The organism is Pseudomonas sp. GW821-FHT09C10 (genome assembly GCF_059418085.1).
Map to the genome: position 1 here is coordinate 177,297 of NZ_JBWKPE010000012.1, position 19,149 is coordinate 196,445.

21 protein-coding genes are annotated in these 19,149 nt (G+C 62.2%); 19 read left to right on the forward strand and 2 right to left on the reverse strand.

Annotated elements, in window-relative coordinates:
* The first annotated feature begins 34 nt into the window (after nucleotides 1–34).
* The gene (locus AC07OT_RS22365) at nucleotides 35–1,600 is read left to right on the forward strand and encodes a methyl-accepting chemotaxis protein (RefSeq protein ID WP_495109054.1); all 1,566 of its coding nucleotides are present in this window, start codon (nucleotides 35–37) and stop codon (nucleotides 1,598–1,600) included.
* 93 nt (nucleotides 1,601–1,693) lie between these two features.
* Here AC07OT_RS22365 and AC07OT_RS22370 read toward each other — a convergent pair whose 3' ends face one another.
* Nucleotides 1,694–2,386 carry an alpha/beta family hydrolase gene (locus AC07OT_RS22370; RefSeq protein ID WP_495109055.1) on the reverse strand — a complete coding sequence of 231 codons (693 nt, stop codon included), beginning with the start codon at nucleotides 2,384–2,386 and terminating at the stop codon, nucleotides 1,694–1,696.
* Between the two features lie 79 nt (nucleotides 2,387–2,465).
* Between AC07OT_RS22370 and ccoN (AC07OT_RS22375) the strand changes: the two genes are divergently transcribed.
* From ccoN (AC07OT_RS22375) to hemN, 16 genes are all read left to right on the forward strand, one after another.
* Entirely contained in the window at nucleotides 2,466–3,890 is a 1,425-nt protein-coding gene (gene ccoN / locus AC07OT_RS22375; RefSeq protein ID WP_065940644.1) for a cytochrome-c oxidase, cbb3-type subunit I, read from the forward strand.
* 10 nt (nucleotides 3,891–3,900) lie between these two features.
* Nucleotides 3,901–4,509: a cytochrome-c oxidase, cbb3-type subunit II gene (gene ccoO, locus AC07OT_RS22380; protein ID WP_065873836.1), complete on the forward strand. Its 609-nt coding sequence runs from the start codon at nucleotides 3,901–3,903 to the stop codon at nucleotides 4,507–4,509.
* 3 nt (nucleotides 4,510–4,512) lie between these two features.
* The gene (locus tag AC07OT_RS22385; protein ID WP_027603735.1) at nucleotides 4,513–4,713 is read left to right on the forward strand and encodes a cbb3-type cytochrome oxidase subunit 3; all 201 of its coding nucleotides are present in this window, start codon (nucleotides 4,513–4,515) and stop codon (nucleotides 4,711–4,713) included.
* Nucleotides 4,710–5,657, forward strand: coding sequence for a cytochrome-c oxidase, cbb3-type subunit III (gene ccoP, locus AC07OT_RS22390; protein ID WP_065940645.1), 948 nt, complete (start codon nucleotides 4,710–4,712; stop codon nucleotides 5,655–5,657). The genes AC07OT_RS22385 and ccoP (AC07OT_RS22390) overlap by 4 nt, the downstream gene beginning before the upstream one ends.
* A gap of 350 nt (nucleotides 5,658–6,007) precedes the next feature.
* Nucleotides 6,008–7,450: a cytochrome-c oxidase, cbb3-type subunit I gene (ccoN, locus tag AC07OT_RS22395; RefSeq protein WP_027603733.1), complete on the forward strand. Its 1,443-nt coding sequence runs from the start codon at nucleotides 6,008–6,010 to the stop codon at nucleotides 7,448–7,450.
* A complete protein-coding gene (gene ccoO / locus AC07OT_RS22400; protein WP_003193167.1) occupies nucleotides 7,450–8,058 on the forward strand; it encodes a cytochrome-c oxidase, cbb3-type subunit II in 609 nt (202 codons plus the stop codon). Before ccoN (AC07OT_RS22395) ends, ccoO (AC07OT_RS22400) begins: the two co-directional genes overlap by 1 nt.
* Nucleotides 8,059–8,064: 6 nt before the next feature.
* Nucleotides 8,065–8,250: a CcoQ/FixQ family Cbb3-type cytochrome c oxidase assembly chaperone gene (locus tag AC07OT_RS22405; RefSeq protein ID WP_003193169.1), complete on the forward strand. Its 186-nt coding sequence runs from the start codon at nucleotides 8,065–8,067 to the stop codon at nucleotides 8,248–8,250.
* Complete coding sequence (gene ccoP, locus AC07OT_RS22410; protein WP_090400261.1) at nucleotides 8,247–9,224, forward strand: cytochrome-c oxidase, cbb3-type subunit III; 978 nt, start codon at nucleotides 8,247–8,249, stop codon at nucleotides 9,222–9,224. Before AC07OT_RS22405 ends, ccoP (AC07OT_RS22410) begins: the two co-directional genes overlap by 4 nt.
* A 176-nt stretch (nucleotides 9,225–9,400) precedes the next feature.
* Entirely contained in the window at nucleotides 9,401–9,655 is a 255-nt protein-coding gene (locus AC07OT_RS22415) for a type II toxin-antitoxin system Phd/YefM family antitoxin (protein ID WP_027603731.1), read from the forward strand.
* Nucleotides 9,655–10,065 (forward strand): type II toxin-antitoxin system VapC family toxin, encoded by a 411-nt coding sequence (locus AC07OT_RS22420; RefSeq protein WP_053132925.1) that lies wholly within the window; start codon nucleotides 9,655–9,657, stop codon nucleotides 10,063–10,065. Before AC07OT_RS22415 ends, AC07OT_RS22420 begins: the two co-directional genes overlap by 1 nt.
* A gap of 207 nt (nucleotides 10,066–10,272) precedes the next feature.
* A complete protein-coding gene (ccoG, locus tag AC07OT_RS22425; protein WP_141155755.1) occupies nucleotides 10,273–11,700 on the forward strand; it encodes a cytochrome c oxidase accessory protein CcoG in 1,428 nt (475 codons plus the stop codon).
* Between the two features lie 15 nt (nucleotides 11,701–11,715).
* Complete coding sequence (locus AC07OT_RS22430) at nucleotides 11,716–12,255, forward strand: FixH family protein (protein WP_065940648.1); 540 nt, start codon at nucleotides 11,716–11,718, stop codon at nucleotides 12,253–12,255.
* A gap of 8 nt (nucleotides 12,256–12,263) precedes the next feature.
* A complete protein-coding gene (locus tag AC07OT_RS22435; protein WP_495109056.1) occupies nucleotides 12,264–14,714 on the forward strand; it encodes a heavy metal translocating P-type ATPase in 2,451 nt (816 codons plus the stop codon).
* Nucleotides 14,715–14,736: 22 nt separating this feature from the next.
* Nucleotides 14,737–14,955, forward strand: a complete 219-nt coding sequence (gene ccoS / locus AC07OT_RS22440) for a cbb3-type cytochrome oxidase assembly protein CcoS (protein WP_027603726.1) — start codon at nucleotides 14,737–14,739, stop codon at nucleotides 14,953–14,955.
* Nucleotides 14,948–15,631 carry a sulfite exporter TauE/SafE family protein gene (locus tag AC07OT_RS22445; protein ID WP_027603725.1) on the forward strand — a complete coding sequence of 228 codons (684 nt, stop codon included), beginning with the start codon at nucleotides 14,948–14,950 and terminating at the stop codon, nucleotides 15,629–15,631. The genes ccoS and AC07OT_RS22445 overlap by 8 nt, the downstream gene beginning before the upstream one ends.
* A gap of 102 nt (nucleotides 15,632–15,733) precedes the next feature.
* The gene (gene hemN / locus AC07OT_RS22450) at nucleotides 15,734–17,116 is read left to right on the forward strand and encodes an oxygen-independent coproporphyrinogen III oxidase (protein WP_495109057.1); all 1,383 of its coding nucleotides are present in this window, start codon (nucleotides 15,734–15,736) and stop codon (nucleotides 17,114–17,116) included.
* Here hemN and AC07OT_RS22455 read toward each other — a convergent pair whose 3' ends face one another.
* The gene (locus tag AC07OT_RS22455) at nucleotides 17,117–17,584 is read right to left on the reverse strand and encodes a hypothetical protein (protein WP_495109058.1); all 468 of its coding nucleotides are present in this window, start codon (nucleotides 17,582–17,584) and stop codon (nucleotides 17,117–17,119) included. It lies immediately after the preceding gene.
* Nucleotides 17,585–17,735: 151 nt separating this feature from the next.
* On the opposite strand from AC07OT_RS22455, the gene fnr reads away from it, so the two are divergent.
* Nucleotides 17,736–18,470 (forward strand): fumarate/nitrate reduction transcriptional regulator Fnr, encoded by a 735-nt coding sequence (gene fnr, locus AC07OT_RS22460; RefSeq protein WP_027603722.1) that lies wholly within the window; start codon nucleotides 17,736–17,738, stop codon nucleotides 18,468–18,470.
* A gap of 79 nt (nucleotides 18,471–18,549) precedes the next feature.
* The gene (locus AC07OT_RS22465; protein WP_027603721.1) at nucleotides 18,550–19,098 is read left to right on the forward strand and encodes an adenine phosphoribosyltransferase; all 549 of its coding nucleotides are present in this window, start codon (nucleotides 18,550–18,552) and stop codon (nucleotides 19,096–19,098) included.
* Nucleotides 19,099–19,149: the final 51 nt, after the last annotated feature.

Consider the following 19,149-nt stretch of genomic DNA (forward strand, 5'->3'; position numbering starts at 1 on the left):
GATACCCAATGAAAGCCTTGCGGATTGAACAATCATGCGTAATAACCAGCCCGTTACCCAGCGCGAACGTACCTTCCCCGCTCAGCAACGGTTGATCTCCACCACAGATGCCAAAGGCGTGATCACCTACTGCAACGACGCATTCGTCGAAATCAGTGGGTTCTCTCGCGACGAACTGGTGCGTGCCCCGCACAACCTGGTCCGTCACCCGGACGTGCCAGCGGCCGTGTTCGGGCATATGTGGACCACGCTCAAACAAGGCTTGCCATGGATGGGCATCGTTAAGAACCGTTGCAAGACGGGCGATCACTACTGGGTTAACGCCTATGTGACGCCGGTCTTCGAAGGCAACCAGGTGATCGGCTACGAATCGGTGCGCATCAAGCCCACCGCCGAGCAGATCCGCCGTGCCGAAGCGCTCTACCAACGCATCAACCAGGGCAAGTCGGCCGTTCCCCAGCGGGACAAGTGGCTGCCGGTGTTGCAGGACTGGCTGCCGTTTATCCTGATCAGCCAGTTGAGCTTCATGATCGGTGCGTCGCTCAACTCCCACTGGGGCTTTGCCCTGGCGGCGGGTTTGTCGGTGCCATTGGGCCTGCTGGGCCTGAGCTGGCAACAGCGCGGCCTCAAGCGCCTGCTGCGCCTGGCCGAACAGACCACCTCCGACCCGTTGATCGCGCAGATGTACACCGACAGCCGTGGTGCCCAGGCGCGCCTGGAGATGTCGATCCTCAGCCAGGAGGCACGTCTGAAGACCTGCCTGACGCGCTTGCAGGACACCGCCGAGCACCTCAACGACCAGGCGGCGCAGTCCAATACCCTGGCGCATAACAGCTCCAGCGGCCTGGAACGCCAGCGCGTGGAAACCGAGCAGGTGGCCACGGCGGTCAACCAGATGGCGGCGACCACCCAGGAAGTGGCCAGCCACGTGCAGCGCACGGCCGACGCGACCCAGGAAGCCAATCGCCTGACCGGTCGCGGTCGCGATATTGCCGGGGAAACCCGCGAGGCGATTCAACGTCTGTCGGTGGCCGTGGGGGAAACGGGCGTGACCGTCACCCAACTGGCCAAGGACAGCGACGAGATCGGCGGCGTAGTCGACGTGATCAAAGGCATTGCCGACCAGACCAACCTGCTGGCGCTCAACGCCGCCATTGAAGCGGCGCGAGCCGGTGAGATGGGCCGTGGGTTTGCGGTGGTCGCCGATGAAGTGCGCCAACTGGCGCAGCGCACGGCTGAGTCGACCGGGCAGATCCACGCCCTGATCGCCAAGCTGCAGCAAACCGCTGCCGCTGCCGTACAAACCATGGACACCGGGCATCGCCAGGCCGAAGAAGGCGTGGCGCGGGTGATGGAGGCGGACCAGGCATTGGTGGGCATCAGTGAAGCGGTGGCGCATATCACCGACATGACCACCCAGATCGCGGCCGCCACCGAAGAGCAAAGCTCGGTGGCCGAAGAGATCAGCCGCAATATCAGCACCATTGCGCTGTTGGCGGACGAGACCTCGGAGCAGGCAATGAACTCGGCGCAGTTGAGTGAAGAGCTGACGCATACGGCGAATACCCAGTATTCGTTGGTCGAGCGTTTCAACCGGTAGACCGATATCGGGAGCAAGCCCCCTCCCACAGTTAACCGCGTACATCCCTTGGAATGCGGTCGAATGTGGGAGGGGGCTTGCTCCCGATTGGCCCTAACAGGCGCTGAGAAACTCAGCCACCTGCACGGCCGCAGCCTCCAAATGCTGCTCATGCGTAAACCCCGAAGCCTTCAACGGCTTCAAATCATGATCTCCCGCCACCAGCCACATCACTTCGATGCTCGGCGACAAATCATAGCCCTCCACCGCCCCCCGATTGCCCAGGGCATCCCGTTCGCCCTGCACGATCAGCGTCGGCGTGCTCAGCCCGGCCAAATGCTCGACCCGTGGTTTCTCCGGTTTGCCCACCGCATAGAACGGATACCCCAGGCACACCAGCCCGTCGGCGGCCAATTCGTCCGCCAACAGACTCGCCATGCGCCCGCCCATGGACTTGCCGCCAATGGCCAGTTTCCCAGCGACATGACGTCGCACCTCGGCATACACCCCGCGCCAGGCTTCCAGCAGTCTTGGCGCCGGGTTGGGTGGGCGTTTGCCGCCGTCCACCCGGCGCTGGGCCATATAGGGAAACTCGAAGCGCAACACGTTGACGCCATGCCCGGCAAGGCGTGCAGCCATGTCGTTCATGAAGGATGAGTCCATCGGTGCGCCGGCGCCATGGGCCAGGATCAACGTCACGCAATCACCCGAAGCACGGCCCGACGCGACATCCCAAAGCCACCCGTGTTCCCGCACACACTGCGCCCATTGATCCCCGTCAATACTGGCCTTGTGCTCTTTGCCCATGCTTGCCTCGCTATTCAGTCTGCCTATAACTCCAGCCCAAGTGCCGCATTTGCTTGGGTTGAACCGTGGATGGGGAACCATGAACACTACTTTAAGTACCGCCTATAACTACAAGGTGGTCCGCCAATTCGCCATTATGACGGTGGTGTGGGGCATCGTCGGCATGGGGCTCGGGGTTTTTCTCGCCGCCCAATTGGTTTGGCCCGCGCTCAACTTCGACTTGCCCTGGACCAGCTTCGGCCGCCTGCGCCCACTGCACACCAACGCGGTGATCTTCGCGTTCGGTGGCTGTGCGCTGTTCGCCAGCTCCTTCTACTCGGTGCAGCGTACCTGCCAAACCCAGCTGTTCGCGCCGAAAATCGCCGCGTTCTGCTTCTGGGGCTGGCAACTTGTCATCCTCCTGGCCGCGATCAGCTTGCCCCTGGGCTACACCAGCTCCAAGGAATACGCCGAGCTGGAATGGCCGATCGACATCCTGATCACCATCGTCTGGGTGGCCTACGCCATCGTGTTCTTCGGCACGGTGATGAAGCGCAACACCAAGCACATCTACGTCGGTAACTGGTTCTTCGGTGCGTTCATCATCACCGTGGCGATCCTGCACATCGTCAACAACCTGGAAATCCCGGTCAGCCTGACCAAGTCCTACTCGCTGTACGGCGGTGCGACGGATGCCATGGTGCAGTGGTGGTACGGGCATAACGCGGTAGGCTTTTTCCTCACCGCCGGCTTCCTCGGGATGATGTACTACTTCGTGCCGAAACAGGCCGAGCGCCCGGTGTACTCCTATCGCCTGTCCATCGTGCACTTCTGGGCGCTGATCACCCTGTACATCTGGGCCGGTCCTCACCACCTGCACTACACCGCGCTGCCGGACTGGGCACAGTCCCTGGGCATGGTGATGTCGCTGGTACTGCTGGCGCCGAGCTGGGGCGGCATGATCAACGGCATGATGACCCTGTCGGGTGCCTGGCATAAGTTGCGCAGCGACCCGATCCTGCGTTTCCTGGTGGTGTCCCTGGCGTTCTACGGCATGTCGACCTTCGAAGGTCCGATGATGGCGATCAAGACCGTCAACGCCCTCTCCCACTACACCGACTGGACCATCGGCCACGTACACGCCGGCGCCCTCGGCTGGGTAGCGATGATCTCCATCGGCGCGCTGTACCACATGATCCCGAAAGTCTTCGGTCGCGAGCAGATGTACAGCCTCGGCCTGATCAACGCGCACTTCTGGCTGGCCACCATCGGCACCGTGCTCTACATCGCCTCGATGTGGGTCAACGGCATCGCCCAGGGCCTGATGTGGCGTGCGATCAACGAAGACGGCACCTTGACCTACTCCTTCGTCGAAACCCTGGTGGCCAGCCACCCAGGCTTCATCGTGCGGCTGGTGGGCGGTGCGGTGTTCCTCAGCGGCATGTTCCTGATGGCTTACAACACATGGCGCACCGTGCGCTCGGCACAACCTGTCGAAGCCGCACCTGCCGCGCAGATGGCCTGAGGAGTCAGTGATGAAACACGAAACGATTGAAAAGAACGTCGGCCTGCTGATGCTGCTCATGGTGCTCGCCGTGAGCATCGGCGGCCTGACCCAGATCGTCCCGCTGTTCTTCCAGGACGTGACCAACAAGCCGGTGGAAGGCATGAAGCCCTACACCGCGCTGCAACTGGAAGGCCGCGACATCTACATCCGCGAAGGTTGCGTACAGTGCCACTCGCAGATGATCCGCCCGTTCCGCGCCGAGACCGAGCGCTACGGCCATTACTCGGTGGCCGGTGAAAGCGTGTGGGACCACCCGTTCCTGTGGGGCTCCAAGCGCACCGGGCCTGACCTGGCGCGCGTCGGCGCACGCTACTCGGACGACTGGCACCGCGCGCACTTGTACAACCCGCGCAACGTCGTGCCTGAGTCGAAAATGCCGGCCTACCCGTGGTTGGTCACGGCGGCGGTCGACAGCAGCCACACCGAGACCAAGTTGAACGTGATGCGCACCCTCGGCGTGCCGTACACCGACGACGACATCAGTGGCGCCGTGGCCAGCCTCAAGGGCAAGACCGAAATGGACGCGCTGGTTTCGTACCTGCAAGTACTCGGCACTGCCATCAAGAGCAAGAGGTGAGCCATGGGATTTGAATTCGATGCGGGCACCATCCGCGGCCTTGGCACGCTGGTGGTCGCCATCGCCTTTATCGGCCTGTCGCTGTGGGTGTTCAACAACCGGCGCAATGCGGAATTCGAGCAGGCGCGCCTGCTGCCCTTCGCCGATGAACCCTCTCCAACCGACGCTCAAGAAGAGCCTGTAACAAGGAGCAACCGGCCATGACTACCTTTTGGAGTACATGGATCTGCGTACTGACCCTCGGCAGCCTGATCGGCCTGACCTGGCTGTTGATCGGTACCCGCAAGGGCGAGACCAAGGGCAGTGTCGACCAGACCATGGGCCACGCCTTCGACGGTATCGAGGAATACGACAACCCCCTGCCCCAGTGGTGGTTCATGTTGTTCGCCGGCACCCTGGTGTTTGCGGTCGGCTACCTGGTCCTCTACCCGGGCCTGGGCAACTGGAAAGGCGTGTTGCCGGGCTATGAAGACGGCTGGACCTCGGCCAAGGAGTGGGACAAGGAGATGGCCAAGGCCGACACCAAGTTCGGGCCGATCTTCGCCAAATTCTCGGCCATGCCCGTGGAACAAGTCGCCAAAGACCCGCAAGCGTTGAAAATGGGCGGCCGTCTGTTCGCCTCCAACTGCGCGGTGTGCCACGGCTCGGATGCCAAGGGCGCATTCGGCTTTCCAAACCTGGCTGACAACATCTGGCGTTGGGGCGGTTCGGCCGAAGCGATCAAGACCACCATCATGAACGGTCGCCACGCGGCGATGCCGGCCTGGGGTGACATGCTCGGCGACGACGGCGTGAAAAACGTCGCCGCCTATGTGCGCCACGACCTGGCCAAGTTGCCATTGCCGGCCGACAGCACCGCCGACCTGGCCGCAGGGCAAGCCGCATTCAACACCACCTGCGTGGCCTGCCATGGTCCGCAGGGCCACGGCATGGAAGCCATGGGCGCGCCGAACCTGACCCTGCCCGCCGGCTACATCTACGGCACCAGCCTCGCGCAGTTGCAGCAGACCATTCGCCACGGCCGCCAAGGCCAGATGCCTGCCCAGGAAGTGCTGCAGGGCAACGACAAAGTGCACCTGCTCGCCGCCTACGTTTACAGCCTGTCCCATAACGCTGATGGCGCAACGCCAGAAAGCCCAGCCCAGTAACACCTGACTGCCGCCCCACTCTGGGGCGGCAGCTCTACCGCGCTACGCGACCAAGTGTCGCACCCTTCCAAAGCACACCTTTCCCCTCCTGCCATTCGGGTCTACGCTTGCTTGCACAGCGGACCGATCCTGGCGTACGCGACGACAGTCGTTGCGACCCCCGAAATTTCCTGTCCACTCGATCAGCTTTCGATTTGGGATTTTATCCTTACGCCAAACATGGAAAGGGCGCAGAATCTGGCGTGGAACGCATTGACACAGGTCAGCCTTGCGTTGCAATGGCCCCTTGCTTTCTACATACTTGCGGCCGAATTTTACCTATAAAAAAACCTAAACCGTGGAACCTTAGAATGAGCACAGCAATCAGTCCGACTGCTTATAACTATAAGGTAGTCCGCCAGTTCGCCATCATGACGGTGGTCTGGGGGATCCTTGGCATGGGGCTCGGGGTGTTCATCGCCTCGCAACTGGTTTGGCCGGAATTGAATTTCGGTCTGCCATGGACAACCTTCGGCCGCCTGCGCCCGCTGCACACCAACCTGGTGATCTTCGCCTTCGGCGGATGTGCATTGTTTGCCACCTCCTACTATGTCGTGCAGCGAACCTGCCAGACGCGACTCATCTCCGACAGCCTCGCGGCCTTCACCTTCTGGGGTTGGCAAGCGGTCATCGTCGGCGCCATCGTCACCTTGCCGCTGGGCTACACCACCACCAAGGAATACGCCGAGCTGGAATGGCCGATCGCGATTCTGCTGGCCATCGTCTGGGTGACCTACGCAGTGGTGTTCTTCGGCACCATCGTCAAGCGCAAGACCAAGCACATCTATGTGGGCAACTGGTTCTACGGGGCCTTCATCCTGGTGACGGCGATGCTGCATATCGTCAACCACGCCTCGTTGCCGGTCAGCCTGTTCAAGTCCTACTCGGCCTACGCCGGGGCGACGGATGCGATGATCCAGTGGTGGTACGGCCATAACGCCGTAGGTTTTTTCCTCACCACCGGTTTCCTGGGGATGATGTACTACTTCGTGCCCAAACAGGCCGAACGGCCTATTTACTCGTATCGCCTGTCCATCGTGCACTTCTGGGCGCTGATCACCCTGTACATCTGGGCCGGTCCGCACCACCTGCACTACACCGCGCTGCCGGACTGGGCGCAGTCCCTGGGCATGGCGATGTCGATCATCCTGCTGGCCCCGAGCTGGGGCGGCATGATCAACGGCATGATGACCCTGTCGGGCGCCTGGCATAAGCTGCGCACCGACCCGATCCTGCGCTTTTTGGTGGTGTCCCTGGCGTTCTACGGCATGTCGACCTTCGAAGGGCCGATGATGGCGATCAAGACCGTCAACTCGCTGTCCCACTACACCGACTGGACCATCGGCCACGTACACGCCGGCGCCCTCGGCTGGGTAGCGATGATCTCCATCGGCGCCCTGTACCACATGATCCCCAAACTGTTCGGCCGTGTGCAGATGCACAGCGTCGGGCTGATCAACGCGCACTTCTGGCTGGCCACCATCGGCACCGTGCTCTACATCGCCTCGATGTGGGTCAACGGCATCACCCAGGGCCTGATGTGGCGTGCGATCAACGATGACGGCACCCTCACCTACTCCTTCGTCGAAGCGCTGCAAGCCAGCCACCCTGGTTTCATCGTCCGCGCCCTCGGGGGTGCGTTCTTTGCCAGCGGCATGCTGTTAATGGCCTACAACGTCTGGCGCACCGTGCGTGCCTCGGACCCGGCAGAAGCCGAAGCCGCCGCCAAGATCGCCGTTGTGGGAGCCCACTGATGAAGCATGAAGTAGTCGAGAAGAATATCGGCCTGCTGGCCTTCTTCATGGTCATCGCCGTGAGTATCGGCGGCCTGACCCAGATCGTTCCGCTGTTCTTCCAGGACGTGACCAACAAGCCGGTCGAAGGCATGAAGCCGCGCACCGCCCTTGAACTGGAAGGCCGCGACGTCTACATCGCCAACGGCTGTGTCGGCTGCCACTCGCAGATGATCCGCCCGTTCCGCGCCGAAACCGAACGCTACGGCCACTACTCGGTCGCCGGTGAAAGCGTGTGGGACCACCCGTTCCTGTGGGGGTCCAAGCGCACCGGCCCGGACCTGGCCCGTGTCGGCGGGCGTTACTCCGATGACTGGCAACGTGCGCACTTGTACAACCCGCGCAACGTGGTGCCTGAGTCGAAAATGCCGGCGTATCCGTTCCTCGTGGAAAACAAGCTCGACGGCAAGGACACCGCGAAGAAGATGGAAGTCCTGCGCACCCTGGGCGTGCCCTACACCGACGAAGACATCGCCGGTGCAGCCGCAGCCGTGAAGGGCAAGACCGAAATGGACGCATTGGTGGCCTACCTGCAAGGCCTGGGCACCATCATCAAAAGCAAACGGTGATTCTTCATGGATATCGGGATGATTCGAGGCCTGGGCACCGTCGTGGTGATGGTGGCCTTTATCGGCCTGGCGCTGTGGGTGTTCAGTCCCCGGCGCAAGTCGGAGTTTGACGACGCGACCATGTTGCCCTTTGCGGATGATCCCGAAGCCATCAAGCACGTCGAGCAAGCTTCTAGGAGTAACAAAGAATGACTACGTTCTGGAGTCTGTACGTCACAGTCCTCAGCCTGGGTACCATCTTCGCCTTGACCTGGCTGCTGCTGTCGACCCGCAAGGGCCAGCGCGCCGAGCAGACCGACGAGACCGTCGGCCACTCGTTCGACGGCATCGAGGAGTACGACAACCCGCTGCCCAAGTGGTGGTTCATGCTGTTCGTCGGCACCATCATCTTCGCCCTTGGCTACCTGGTGCTCTACCCTGGCCTGGGCAATTGGAAAGGCCTGCTGCCGGGCTACAACTACCTCGACAACGACAAGCAAACCCCGTTCGCCAACGGCCAGACCGGCTGGACCGGCGTGCACGAATGGGAAAAGGAAATGGCCAGGTCTGACGCCAAGTTCGGGCCGATCTTCGCCAAATTCGCGTCAATGCCGATTGAAGATGTCGCCAAGGACCCGCAAGCCCTGAAGATGGGCGGTCGCCTGTTCGCCTCCAACTGCTCGGTGTGCCACGGCTCCGACGCCAAGGGTGCCTACGGTTTCCCCAACCTGACCGACGCCGATTGGCGCTGGGGGGGCGAACCGGCCACCATCAAGGAAACCATCATGAAGGGCCGCCATGCCGTCATGCCGGCCTGGCTGGACATCCTCAAGGAGCAAGGCGTCAGCGACGTTGCCGCGTTCGTCGTCACCAACCTCGACGGCCGCAAGCTGCCGGAAGGCGTGAAAGCCGATGTGGCCAACGGTGAGAAACTCTTCGCCGCCAACTGCGTGGCCTGCCACGGCCCGGCCGGCAAAGGCACCCCTGCCATGGGCGCTCCGGACCTGACCCACCCGGGTGCATTCATCTACGGTTCGAGCTTCGCCCAACTGCAGCAGACCATCCGTTGGGGCCGCCAGGGCCAGATGCCTGCGCAGGAGCAACTGCAAGGCAACGACAAGGTGCACTTGCTGGCGGCGTATGTTTACAGCTTGTCCCATGGGGATAAGAAGGCCGAAGAGCAGTAAGGTTCTCGAAAATAAAAGAGCCCCGCCCAGCGAAAGCTGGCGGGGCTTTTTCATTTCCAAGGCCGTGACACCCCCCATGGGAAAAGCACGTTGACCGCTTGTAGCTTTAAGCTTGTGGCTTGCCAAGGCCAAGTAGTAACGTAACTACATTCAACCCGTTCCAGGGGAGGCGCACCATGACTTTCACCACCATTTCCAGTCGCGAATTCAATCAAGACACAAGCGGTGCCAAAAAAGCCGCTCGCCAAGGCCCGGTTTTTATCACCGATCGCGGCAAGCCTGCCCATGTACTGCTAAGCATTGAGGACTACCAAAAGCTGACAGGTCTCAATGCCAACATCGTTGACCTGCTGGTGATGCCGGAAGCGGCCGATATCGACTTTGAAACCGAACGTGCCGTGATCACTCATCGACCCGTGGACCTCTCTTGATGTATCTGCTCGACACCAACGTCATCTCTGAACTGCGTAAACCCCAGGCTGATGCAAACGTGGTCGCCTGGGCCAAAAGTGTCATCGCACCGCGTATGTTTATTTCGGCAATCACCCTGAAAGAATTGGAAACCGGGGTCTTGCGCATTGAGCGGCGCGACCCGGCTCAGGGGAAGGTGTTGCGAACCTGGCTCAAGCGTCATGTGATGCCGGCCTTTGATGCCAGAATCCTGCCCGTCGATGCTGCAGTTGCGTTGCGTTGCGCACACTTGCATGTGCCGGACCGCGCCAATGAAAGTGACGCATTAATTGCCGCGACCGCGCTGGTGCATGGGCTCACGGTTGTCACGCGCAACGTCAGCGACTTCAAATCCAGCGGCGTTCCACTGATCAATCCTTGGGACGAATGACCGCCTCCCCCACGAAAACCGTCCATACTTCCCAAGTCAATTGATCCAGATCACGTACACCATCAATTGATTTCCCCCAACGCGACCAAAGGTCGCACCCTTTGAGCCGTACCGGGGGCGTATCATTACGCCACTGCAAGACCCTTAATTTGACCCCGGTTGGCACGTACTGGCCGAGGCAAATCTCCACCGCCGTGGGATGCAATGATGAGCAACCAGATACCGGTACATGACGTTACCCCGCCTGCCAAAAACGCCAGCAGTGCTGACACCAAGACTGTCGACCTGTACGCCTCGCGCGAAAAAATCTACACCCGCGCCTTCACCGGCCTGTTCCGCAACCTGCGCATGCTCGGCGGCGCCGGCCTGTTCCTGCTCTACTTCGGCACGGTGTGGCTGAACTGGGGCGGCCACCAGGCGGTGTGGTGGAACCTGCCGGAACGTAAGTTCTTTATTTTCGGCGCGACCTTCTGGCCCCAGGACTTCATCCTGCTGTCAGGCATCCTGATCGTCGCGGCGTTTGGCCTGTTCTTCATCACGGTGTACGCCGGCCGCGTGTGGTGCGGGTATACCTGCCCGCAAAGCGTGTGGACGTGGATCTTCATGTGGTGCGAAAAGGTCACCGAAGGCGACCGCAACCAGCGCATCAAGCTGGACAAGGCGCCCATGGGGGCCAACAAGTTCCTGCGCAAATTCAGCAAGCACACGCTGTGGCTGTTGATCGGTTTTGTCACCGGCATGACCTTCGTCGGCTACTTCTCGCCAATCCGCGAGCTGGTGTTCGACTTCTTCACCGGCCAGGCCGACGGCTGGTCGTATTTCTGGGTCGGCTTCTTCACCCTCGCCACCTATGGCAACGCCGGCTGGCTGCGCGAACAGGTGTGCATCTACATGTGCCCGTACGCACGCTTCCAGAGCGTGATGTTCGACAAGGACACCCTGATCGTTTCCTACGATCCACGCCGTGGCGAAGTGCGTGGCCCGCGTAAAAAAGGCACCGACTATAAGGCCCAGGGCCTGGGGGACTGCATCGACTGTACGATGTGCGTCCAGGTATGCCCCACCGGTATCGACATCCGCGACGGCCTGCAAATCGAGTGCATCGGTTGCGCCGCCTGTATCGACGCCTGCGACACCATCATGGACAAGATGGAGTACCCGCGCGGCCTGATCAGCTACACCACCGAGCACAACCTGTCGGGGCAGAAAACCCACACGTTGCGCCCACGCCTGATCGGTTACGCCCTGGTGTTGCTGGCGATGATCAGCCTGTTGGCCGGGGCGTTCTTCATGCGTTCGCTGGTGGGCTTCGACGTGAGCAAAGACCGCGTGCTGTACCGTGAAAACGCCGAAGGGCGCATCGAAAACGTCTACAGCCTGAAGATCATGAACAAGGACCAGCGCGATCACACCTACGTGCTCGACGCCGCCGGCCTGCCGGACCTCAAGCTGCAAGGCCGACGTGAAATCAGAGTGGCGGCGGGCGATATCGTCAGCATGCCGGTGGAGCTGTCGAGTGCGCCGGAGCAACTGCCGTCGAGTACCAACGAGGTGAAATTCATCCTCACCGATGCCGATGACGCCAGCGTCCACGTTGAAGCCAAGAGCCGATTCATCGGCCCACAAGTTCGATAACGAGAGAACTGAACAATGCCCGTAGCCACTGCCGCAAGCCCCTGGTACAAGCACCTCTGGCCCTGGATCATCATTGGGATCCTGGCCTGCTCGGTGACCTTGACCTTGTCCATGGTGACCATCGCGGTGAACAACCCGGACAACCTGGTCAACGACAACTACTACGAGGCCGGCAAAGGCATCAACCGCTCCCTGGACCGCGAACGTCTGGCCCAGACCCTGCAACTGCGCGCCAAGCTGCACCTGGATGAGCTGACCGGCGAAGTCGAGCTGCAACTCACCGGCTACAGCAACCCGAACACCCTGGAACTGAACCTCATCTCCCCGACCCAGCCGGAGAAGGATCGCAAGATCAACCTGACCCGCAGCGACAGCGAACCGGGCCGCTACATCGGCCAGGTCACCGACAAGGTCGAAGGCCGCCGCTTCGTGGAATTGCTGGGTGTGGAGGGCGACAAGACGTGGCGCCTGTTCGAGGAAGAGGAAGTCAGCCACGACAAGGACTTGCTGCTGGGTGATGAGCCGTTGCTGGGTGCTGAAGACCTGAAAAAATAGCAGCGCCCATGACCAGCCCAACCCCCTGCTACCACTGCGCCCTGCCGGTCCCGCCCGGCAGTCGGTTCACCGCCGTGATCCTCGGCGAGCGCCGCGAGCTGTGCTGCCCCGGCTGCCAGGCCGTGGCCGAAGCCATTGTGGCCGGTGGACTGGAAAGCTATTACCAGCACCGCAGCGAAGCCTCGGCCAACCCCGAGACGCTGCCGGTGCAACTGGTGGATGAACTGGTGTTGTATGACCGCGCCGACGTGCAAAAACCCTTCGTACATCATCAAGGCGAGCTCGCCGAAACCACCCTGTTGATGGAAGGCATCAGTTGCGCCGCCTGTGGCTGGTTGATCGAGAAACACCTGCGCAGCCTGCCCGCCGTGGCCGAGGCGCGGCTGAACCTGTCCAACCATCGTCTGCAGGTGCGCTGGGCCGACGGGCAATTGCCGTTGAGCCAGGTGCTCAGTGAACTGCGCCATATCGGCTACGCCGCCCACCCGTATCAAGCGGACCGTGCGGCCGAGCAACTGGCCAGCGAGAACCGCCTGGCCCTGCGCCAGCTGGGGGTCGCCGGGCTACTGTGGTTCCAGGCGATGATGGCGACCATGGCCACCTGGCCGGAATTCAATATCGACCTGAGCCCCGAACTGCATGTGATCCTGCGCTGGGTGGCGATGTTTCTGACCACCCCCATCGTGTTCTACAGCTGTGCGCCGTTTTTCAAGGGCGCCATGCGCGACGTGCGTACGCGTCACCTGACCATGGACGTGTCGGTGTCCCTGGCCATTGGCGGGGCTTACCTGGCCGGGATCTGGACCGCGATCACCGGCGTGGGCGAGCTGTATTTCGATGCGGTGGGCATGTTTGCGCTGTTCCTGCTGGCCGGTCGCTACCTGGAACGCCGTGCCCGGGAACGCACGGCCGCCGCCACCGCGCAGTTGGTCAACCTGCTGCCCGCTTCATGCCTGCGCCTCAAAGGTGACGGCCAGAGCGAACGTATTCTCTTGAGCGAACTGGCACTGGGCGACCGCGTGCTGGTGCATCCGGGCGCGGTTCTGCCGGCAGATGGGGTGATCCTCGACGGCCGCTCCAGCATCGATGAATCGCTGCTCACCGGGGAATACCTGCCGCTGCCGCGCCACACCGGTGATGCCGTCACCGCCGGCACGCTGAACGTCGAAGGTGCGTTGACCGTCGAAGTGCGCGCCCTGGGCCATGAGACCCGCCTGTCCGCCATCGTGCGCCTGCTGGAACGGGCCCAGGCCGAGAAGCCGCGCCTGGCGCAGATCGCCGACCGCGCCGCGCAGTGGTTCCTGTTGTGTTCGCTGATTGCCGCGGCGGTGATCGGTCTGTTGTGGTGGGAGCTGGATTCATCGCGGGCGTTCTGGATCGTGCTGGCAATGCTGGTCGCCACCTGTCCGTGCGCGTTGTCCCTGGCCACGCCGACCGCCCTCACCGCCGCCACCGGCACCCTGCACAAGCTCGGCCTATTGCTGACCCGTGGCCATGTGCTCGAAGGCCTGAACCAGATCGACACGGTGATTTTCGACAAGACCGGCACCCTCACCGAAGGCCGCCTGGCGTTGAAAGCGATCCGGCCCCTGGCCGCTCTGAACAGCGACGAATGCCTGGGCCTCGCCGCCGCCCTGGAAAACCGCTCCGAACACCCGATTGCCCGCGCCTTCGGGCGTGCGCCGCTGGCCGCCGACGAGGTGCTCAGTTCCCCGGGCCTCGGCCTGGAAGGCCGTGTCGGCACACGCCAGTTGCGCATCGGCCAGCCGGGGTTTGTTTGTGCACTCAGTGGTTGCCCGATTCCCGCCGCTCCGGAGGATGACGGCCAATGGCTGCTGCTGGGCGACGGCGACGGTGCCCTGGCCTGGTTCGTCCTCGACGACCGCCTGCGCAGCGATGCCCCCGCCCTGCTGGCCGCCTGCAAGGCGCGCGGCTGGCGCACGCTGCTGCTGTCGGGGGACAGTTCGCCGATGGTCGCCAGCGTCGCTGCCGAACTGGGTATCGATGAAGCCCACGGCGGCCTGCGCCCCGACGACAAGCTCCACGTGCTGCAACAGTTGCACAAGGAAGGCCGCAAGGTGCTGATGCTCGGCGATGGCGTCAACGATGTGCCGGTGCTGGCCGCCGCCGACATCAGCGTGGCCATGGGCTCGGCCACCGACCTGGCCAAGACCAGCGCCGATGCGGTGCTGCTGTCCAACCGCCTCGGCGCGCTGGTGCAGGCCTTTACCCTGGCACGACGCACCCGTCGGGTGATCATTGAAAACCTGCTGTGGGCGGGGCTGTACAATGGCCTTATGCTGCCGTTTGCCGCCCTCGGTTGGATCACCCCGATCTGGGCGGCGATCGGCATGTCCCTCAGTTCGTTGACCGTGGTGCTCAACGCCCTGCGCCTGACTCGCCTGCCGAGTGCGCAGGCCACAAGCGCCCCTTTGGTAACCCGCCCGCTGCCGGCTTGAGCCGCGCGGGCATGGAGTGCAGATGCCAGCTCTATACGTGATGATTCCGGCGGCGCTGCTGTTAGTGGGCGTGGCCATCTACATCTTCTTCTGGGCGGTGGACAGCGGCCAGTACGACGACCTCGACGGCCCGGCCCACAGCGTGCTGTTCGACGACCAGGACCCCAACCACCTGGCGGCCGTCGACGAAGCCAACGGCCCCGAGCAACCGCCCGTGCCCAAAGACCCGCCCCATGCTTGAGCTGGCGCCGCTGCTGGTTTCTGCGCTGATCCTCGGCCTGCTGGGCGGCGGCCATTGCCTGGGCATGTGCGGCGGGCTGATGGGCGCGCTGACCCTGGCGATTCCCAAGGAACAACGCAGCCGCCGATTCCGCCTGCTGCTGGCCTACAACCTGGGGCGCATCCTCAGCTATGCCAGCGCCGGGTTATTGATCGGCCTGGCCGGCTGGGCCGTGGCCAACAGCCCGGCGGCGCTGTTCATGCGTGTGCTCGCCGGATTATTGCTGATCTGCATGGGGCTGTACCTGGCCGGCTGGTGGAGCGGCCTCACCCGTATCGAAAGCCTCGGGCGCGGCCTGTGGCGCTGCATACAGCCCGTCGCCAACCGTTTGCTGCCGGTGTCCAGCCTGCCCCGCGCGCTGCTGCTGGGCGCGCTGTGGGGCTGGTTGCCGTGCGGGCTGGTCTACAGCACCCTGCTGTGGGCCGCCAGCCAGGGCAATGCGCTGGACAGTGCGCTGTTGATGCTGGCTTTTGGCTTAGGCACATGGCCGGTACTGCTGGCGACCGGGTTGGCGGCCGAGCGCGTGACCGCGTTATTGCGCAAGCGCAGCGTGCGTATGGCCGGTGGCCTGCTGGTGATTATTTTCGGTATCTGGACCCTGCCAGGTCCGCACCAGCACTGGCTGATGGGCCATTAAAAGGCTATGTGGCATAGCGCCGCTCCCCGTTGATGCAAATCAAGATGCCCTACCGGCCACGCCCCTAGACTCGGCTCACTAGCCTATCCGGGGAATGCCCGCATGCTCGACGCCATTCGTTGGGACCCACATCTGATTCAACGCTACGACTTGGCGGGACCGCGCTACACGTCCTACCCCACCGCCGTACAATTCGACAGCCAGGTCGGCACCTTCGACCTGCTCCACGCCCTGCGCGAAAGCCGCAAGGCCACGCGACCGTTGTCGCTGTATGTGCATGTGCCGTTCTGCGCGAACATTTGCTACTACTGCGCGTGCAACAAGGTGATCACCAAGGACCGCGGCCGCGCCCAGGCCTACCTGCAACGCCTGGAGCAGGAGATTCAGTTGGTGGCCTGCCACCTCGACCCGAAACAGTCGGTTGAACAACTGCACTTCGGCGGCGGCACCCCAACCTTTCTCAGCCACGACGAACTGCGCCAGGTCATGGGCAGCCTGCGCCAGCACTTCAATCTGCTCGACGACGACTCCGGCGACTACAGCATCGAGATCGACCCGCGCGAAGCCGACTGGGCGACCATGGGCCTGCTGCGTGAACTGGGCTTCAACCGTGTGAGCATCGGCCTGCAAGACCTCGACCCCGACGTGCAGCGCGCGGTCAACCGCCTGCAAAGCCTGGAAGAAACCCGCGCGGTGATCGACGCCGCGCGTACCCTGCAGTTTCGCTCGATCAATATCGACCTGATCTACGGCCTGCCCAAGCAGACGCCGATCAACTTCGCGCGCACCGTGGAGGAAGTGATCAAGCTGCAGCCGGACCGCCTGTCGGTGTTCAACTACGCGCATCTGCCGGAACGCTTCATGCCCCAACGACGGATCAACAGCGAGGAACTGCCGTCGCCGGAATCCAAGCTGCTGATGCTGCAGACCACCATCGAGCAACTGACCCAGGCCGGCTACCGCTATATCGGCATGGACCACTTCGCCCTGCCGGACGACGAACTCGCCATTGCCCAGGAAGAAGGCACGCTGCAACGTAACTTCCAGGGCTACACCACCCACGGCCATTGCGACCTGATCGGGCTCGGCGTGTCAGCCATCAGCCAGATCGGCGATCTGTACTGCCAGAACAGCAGTGACCTGAACGGCTATCAGAACGCCCTGGCGAGCGCCCAACTGGCCACCAGCCGTGGCTTGATCTGCACCACGGATGACCGGTTACGTCGGGAAGTGATCCAGCAGTTGATCTGCACGTTCAGCCTGGCCTTCGAGCAGATCGAACAGGCGTTCAACATCGATTTTCGCGGGTATTTCGACGAGGTCTGGCCGCAACTTGAGGCGATGGCGCAAGACGGCCTGATCGAGCTGGATGCCCAAGGCATTCGCGTGCTGCCCGCCGGACGGCTGCTGGTGCGTTCGGTCTGCATGGTGTTCGATGCGTACCTGGAGCACCAGAACCGGCAGCGGTTTTCGCGGGTGATCTAGTTACATCGACAACGAAGCGGCTTTGAGCGCGTCATCGGCGCTCATGGTCTTCATCGCTTTGGCCAGAGAGGTCTGGGCCGTCATCAAACCTGCCTGCAACGAACTGATCGCGCCTTGCACATTGGCGGTCTTGGCCCGGGCCTGCTCCGGGGTCAAGCTTTTGTCTGCCGCGATCGCCTGAAGCTCAGCCATTTTCTCGGCGATCTGCTGTTTCAGCTTGCGGATCATTTTCAGCACCTCCTTGACGTTATCGTCCAGGCCGCTGTCGTCGATATCGGCATTCGCGCTTTTGGGCGCCCCGGCCGCCTTGAACGCGGCGGCGGAAATAGTCACCGTCACCCCTTCAATCACCTTGGTTTCAGGCGCCGGCGCGGCCACGGGCAGCTTTTGCTCGGCCTCGGCAGCGGGCTTCAAGTCCTGCACGCTGGGTACACGGATGGCAGGGTTGTAAGCCGCGATAACAGACATGATCCGAGCTCCGAAGGATAGATATGCAACTGTATCGGCATCGGTACAAAAAGCTTTATACCGTTGCCTGTTTTTTGTACAGGCTGGCTTCACTGCCCGCCAGTGCGGTACCCTTACGTCTTATGTGTGTTTTCCCACAAGGATTTAAGAAATGTCCGAGCCAGTCAAACTGCGCGCTCACAGCCAGGCTCACTGCAAGGATTGCAGCCTGGCTCCCCTCTGCTTGCCACTTTCGTTGAATCTGGAAGACATGGATGCGCTGGACGAAATCGTTAAACGCGGTCGCCCGCTCAAGAAAGGCGAGTTTCTGTTTCGCCAGGGGGACAAGTTCGATTCCGTCTATGCAGTACGTTCGGGTGCGCTGAAGACCTTCAGCCTGAGCGACAGCGGCGAAGAGCAGATCACCGGTTTCCACCTGCCCAGCGAGCTGGTCGGGTTGTCGGGCATGGACACCGAGATTCACCCGGTGTCGGCCCAGGCCCTGGAAACCACGTCGGTGTGCGAAATCCCCTTCGAGCGCCTGGACGAACTGGCTCTGCAACTGCCACAACTGCGCCGTCAGTTGATGCGCGTGATGAGCCGCGAGATTCGTGACGACCAGCAGATGATGCTGCTGCTGTCGAAGAAAACCGCCGACGAGCGCATTGCCACCTTCCTGGTCAACCTGTCGGCGCGGTTCCGTGCCCGTGGTTTCTCGGCCAACCAGTTCCGCCTGAGCATGTCGCGCAACGAAATCGGCAATTACCTGGGCCTGGCAGTGGAAACCGTATCCCGTGTGTTTACCCGCTTCCAGCAGAGCGAACTGCTGGCCGCCGAAGGCAAGGAAGTGCACATCCTCGACCCGATCCAGCTGTGCGCACTCGCCGGTGGTTCCTTGGAAGGCTGATGCAGACGCTTGCGGCCGCGCCAATCGGTGAGGCCGCAGGTATACTTCGAGTCCGTTTTCCGCCCAGGACTCTTCGACGATGACTTTCGATTCGTTCGACATCAAATCCCTGATCCGCCCCGTCATCGACTTCCCCAAGCCTGGGGTGATCTTTCGTGACATCACACCGCTGTTCCAATCGCCCAAGGCCCTGCGCCTGGTGGCTGACACCTTTGCCCATCGCTATGTCGAGGCCGATTTCAGCCATATCGGCGCGATGGATGCGCGCGGCTTCCTGATCGGTTCGATCATCGCCTACCAACTGAACAAGCCGCTGATCCTGTTCCGCAAGCAGGGCAAGCTGCCGGCTGATGTGCTGTCCGAGGGTTACCAGACCGAATACGGCGAGGCCTTCCTCGAAGTGCATGCCGACAGCCTGTGCGAAGGTGATTCGGTGCTGATGTTCGATGACCTGATCGCCACGGGCGGTACCCTGATCGCGGCGGCCAACCTGGTGCGACGCATGGGGGCGAAGATCTTTGAAGCGGCGGCGATCATTGACCTGCCGGAACTGGGCGGCTCGCAACGCCTGGAAGACATGGGCATCCCGACGTTTTGCCTGACCCGCTTTGCCCTCACCGAGCGGTAACGGCTGCGCGGACTGACGCTATCAGGGGCAAGTGGATTCGCCGCACTGCCC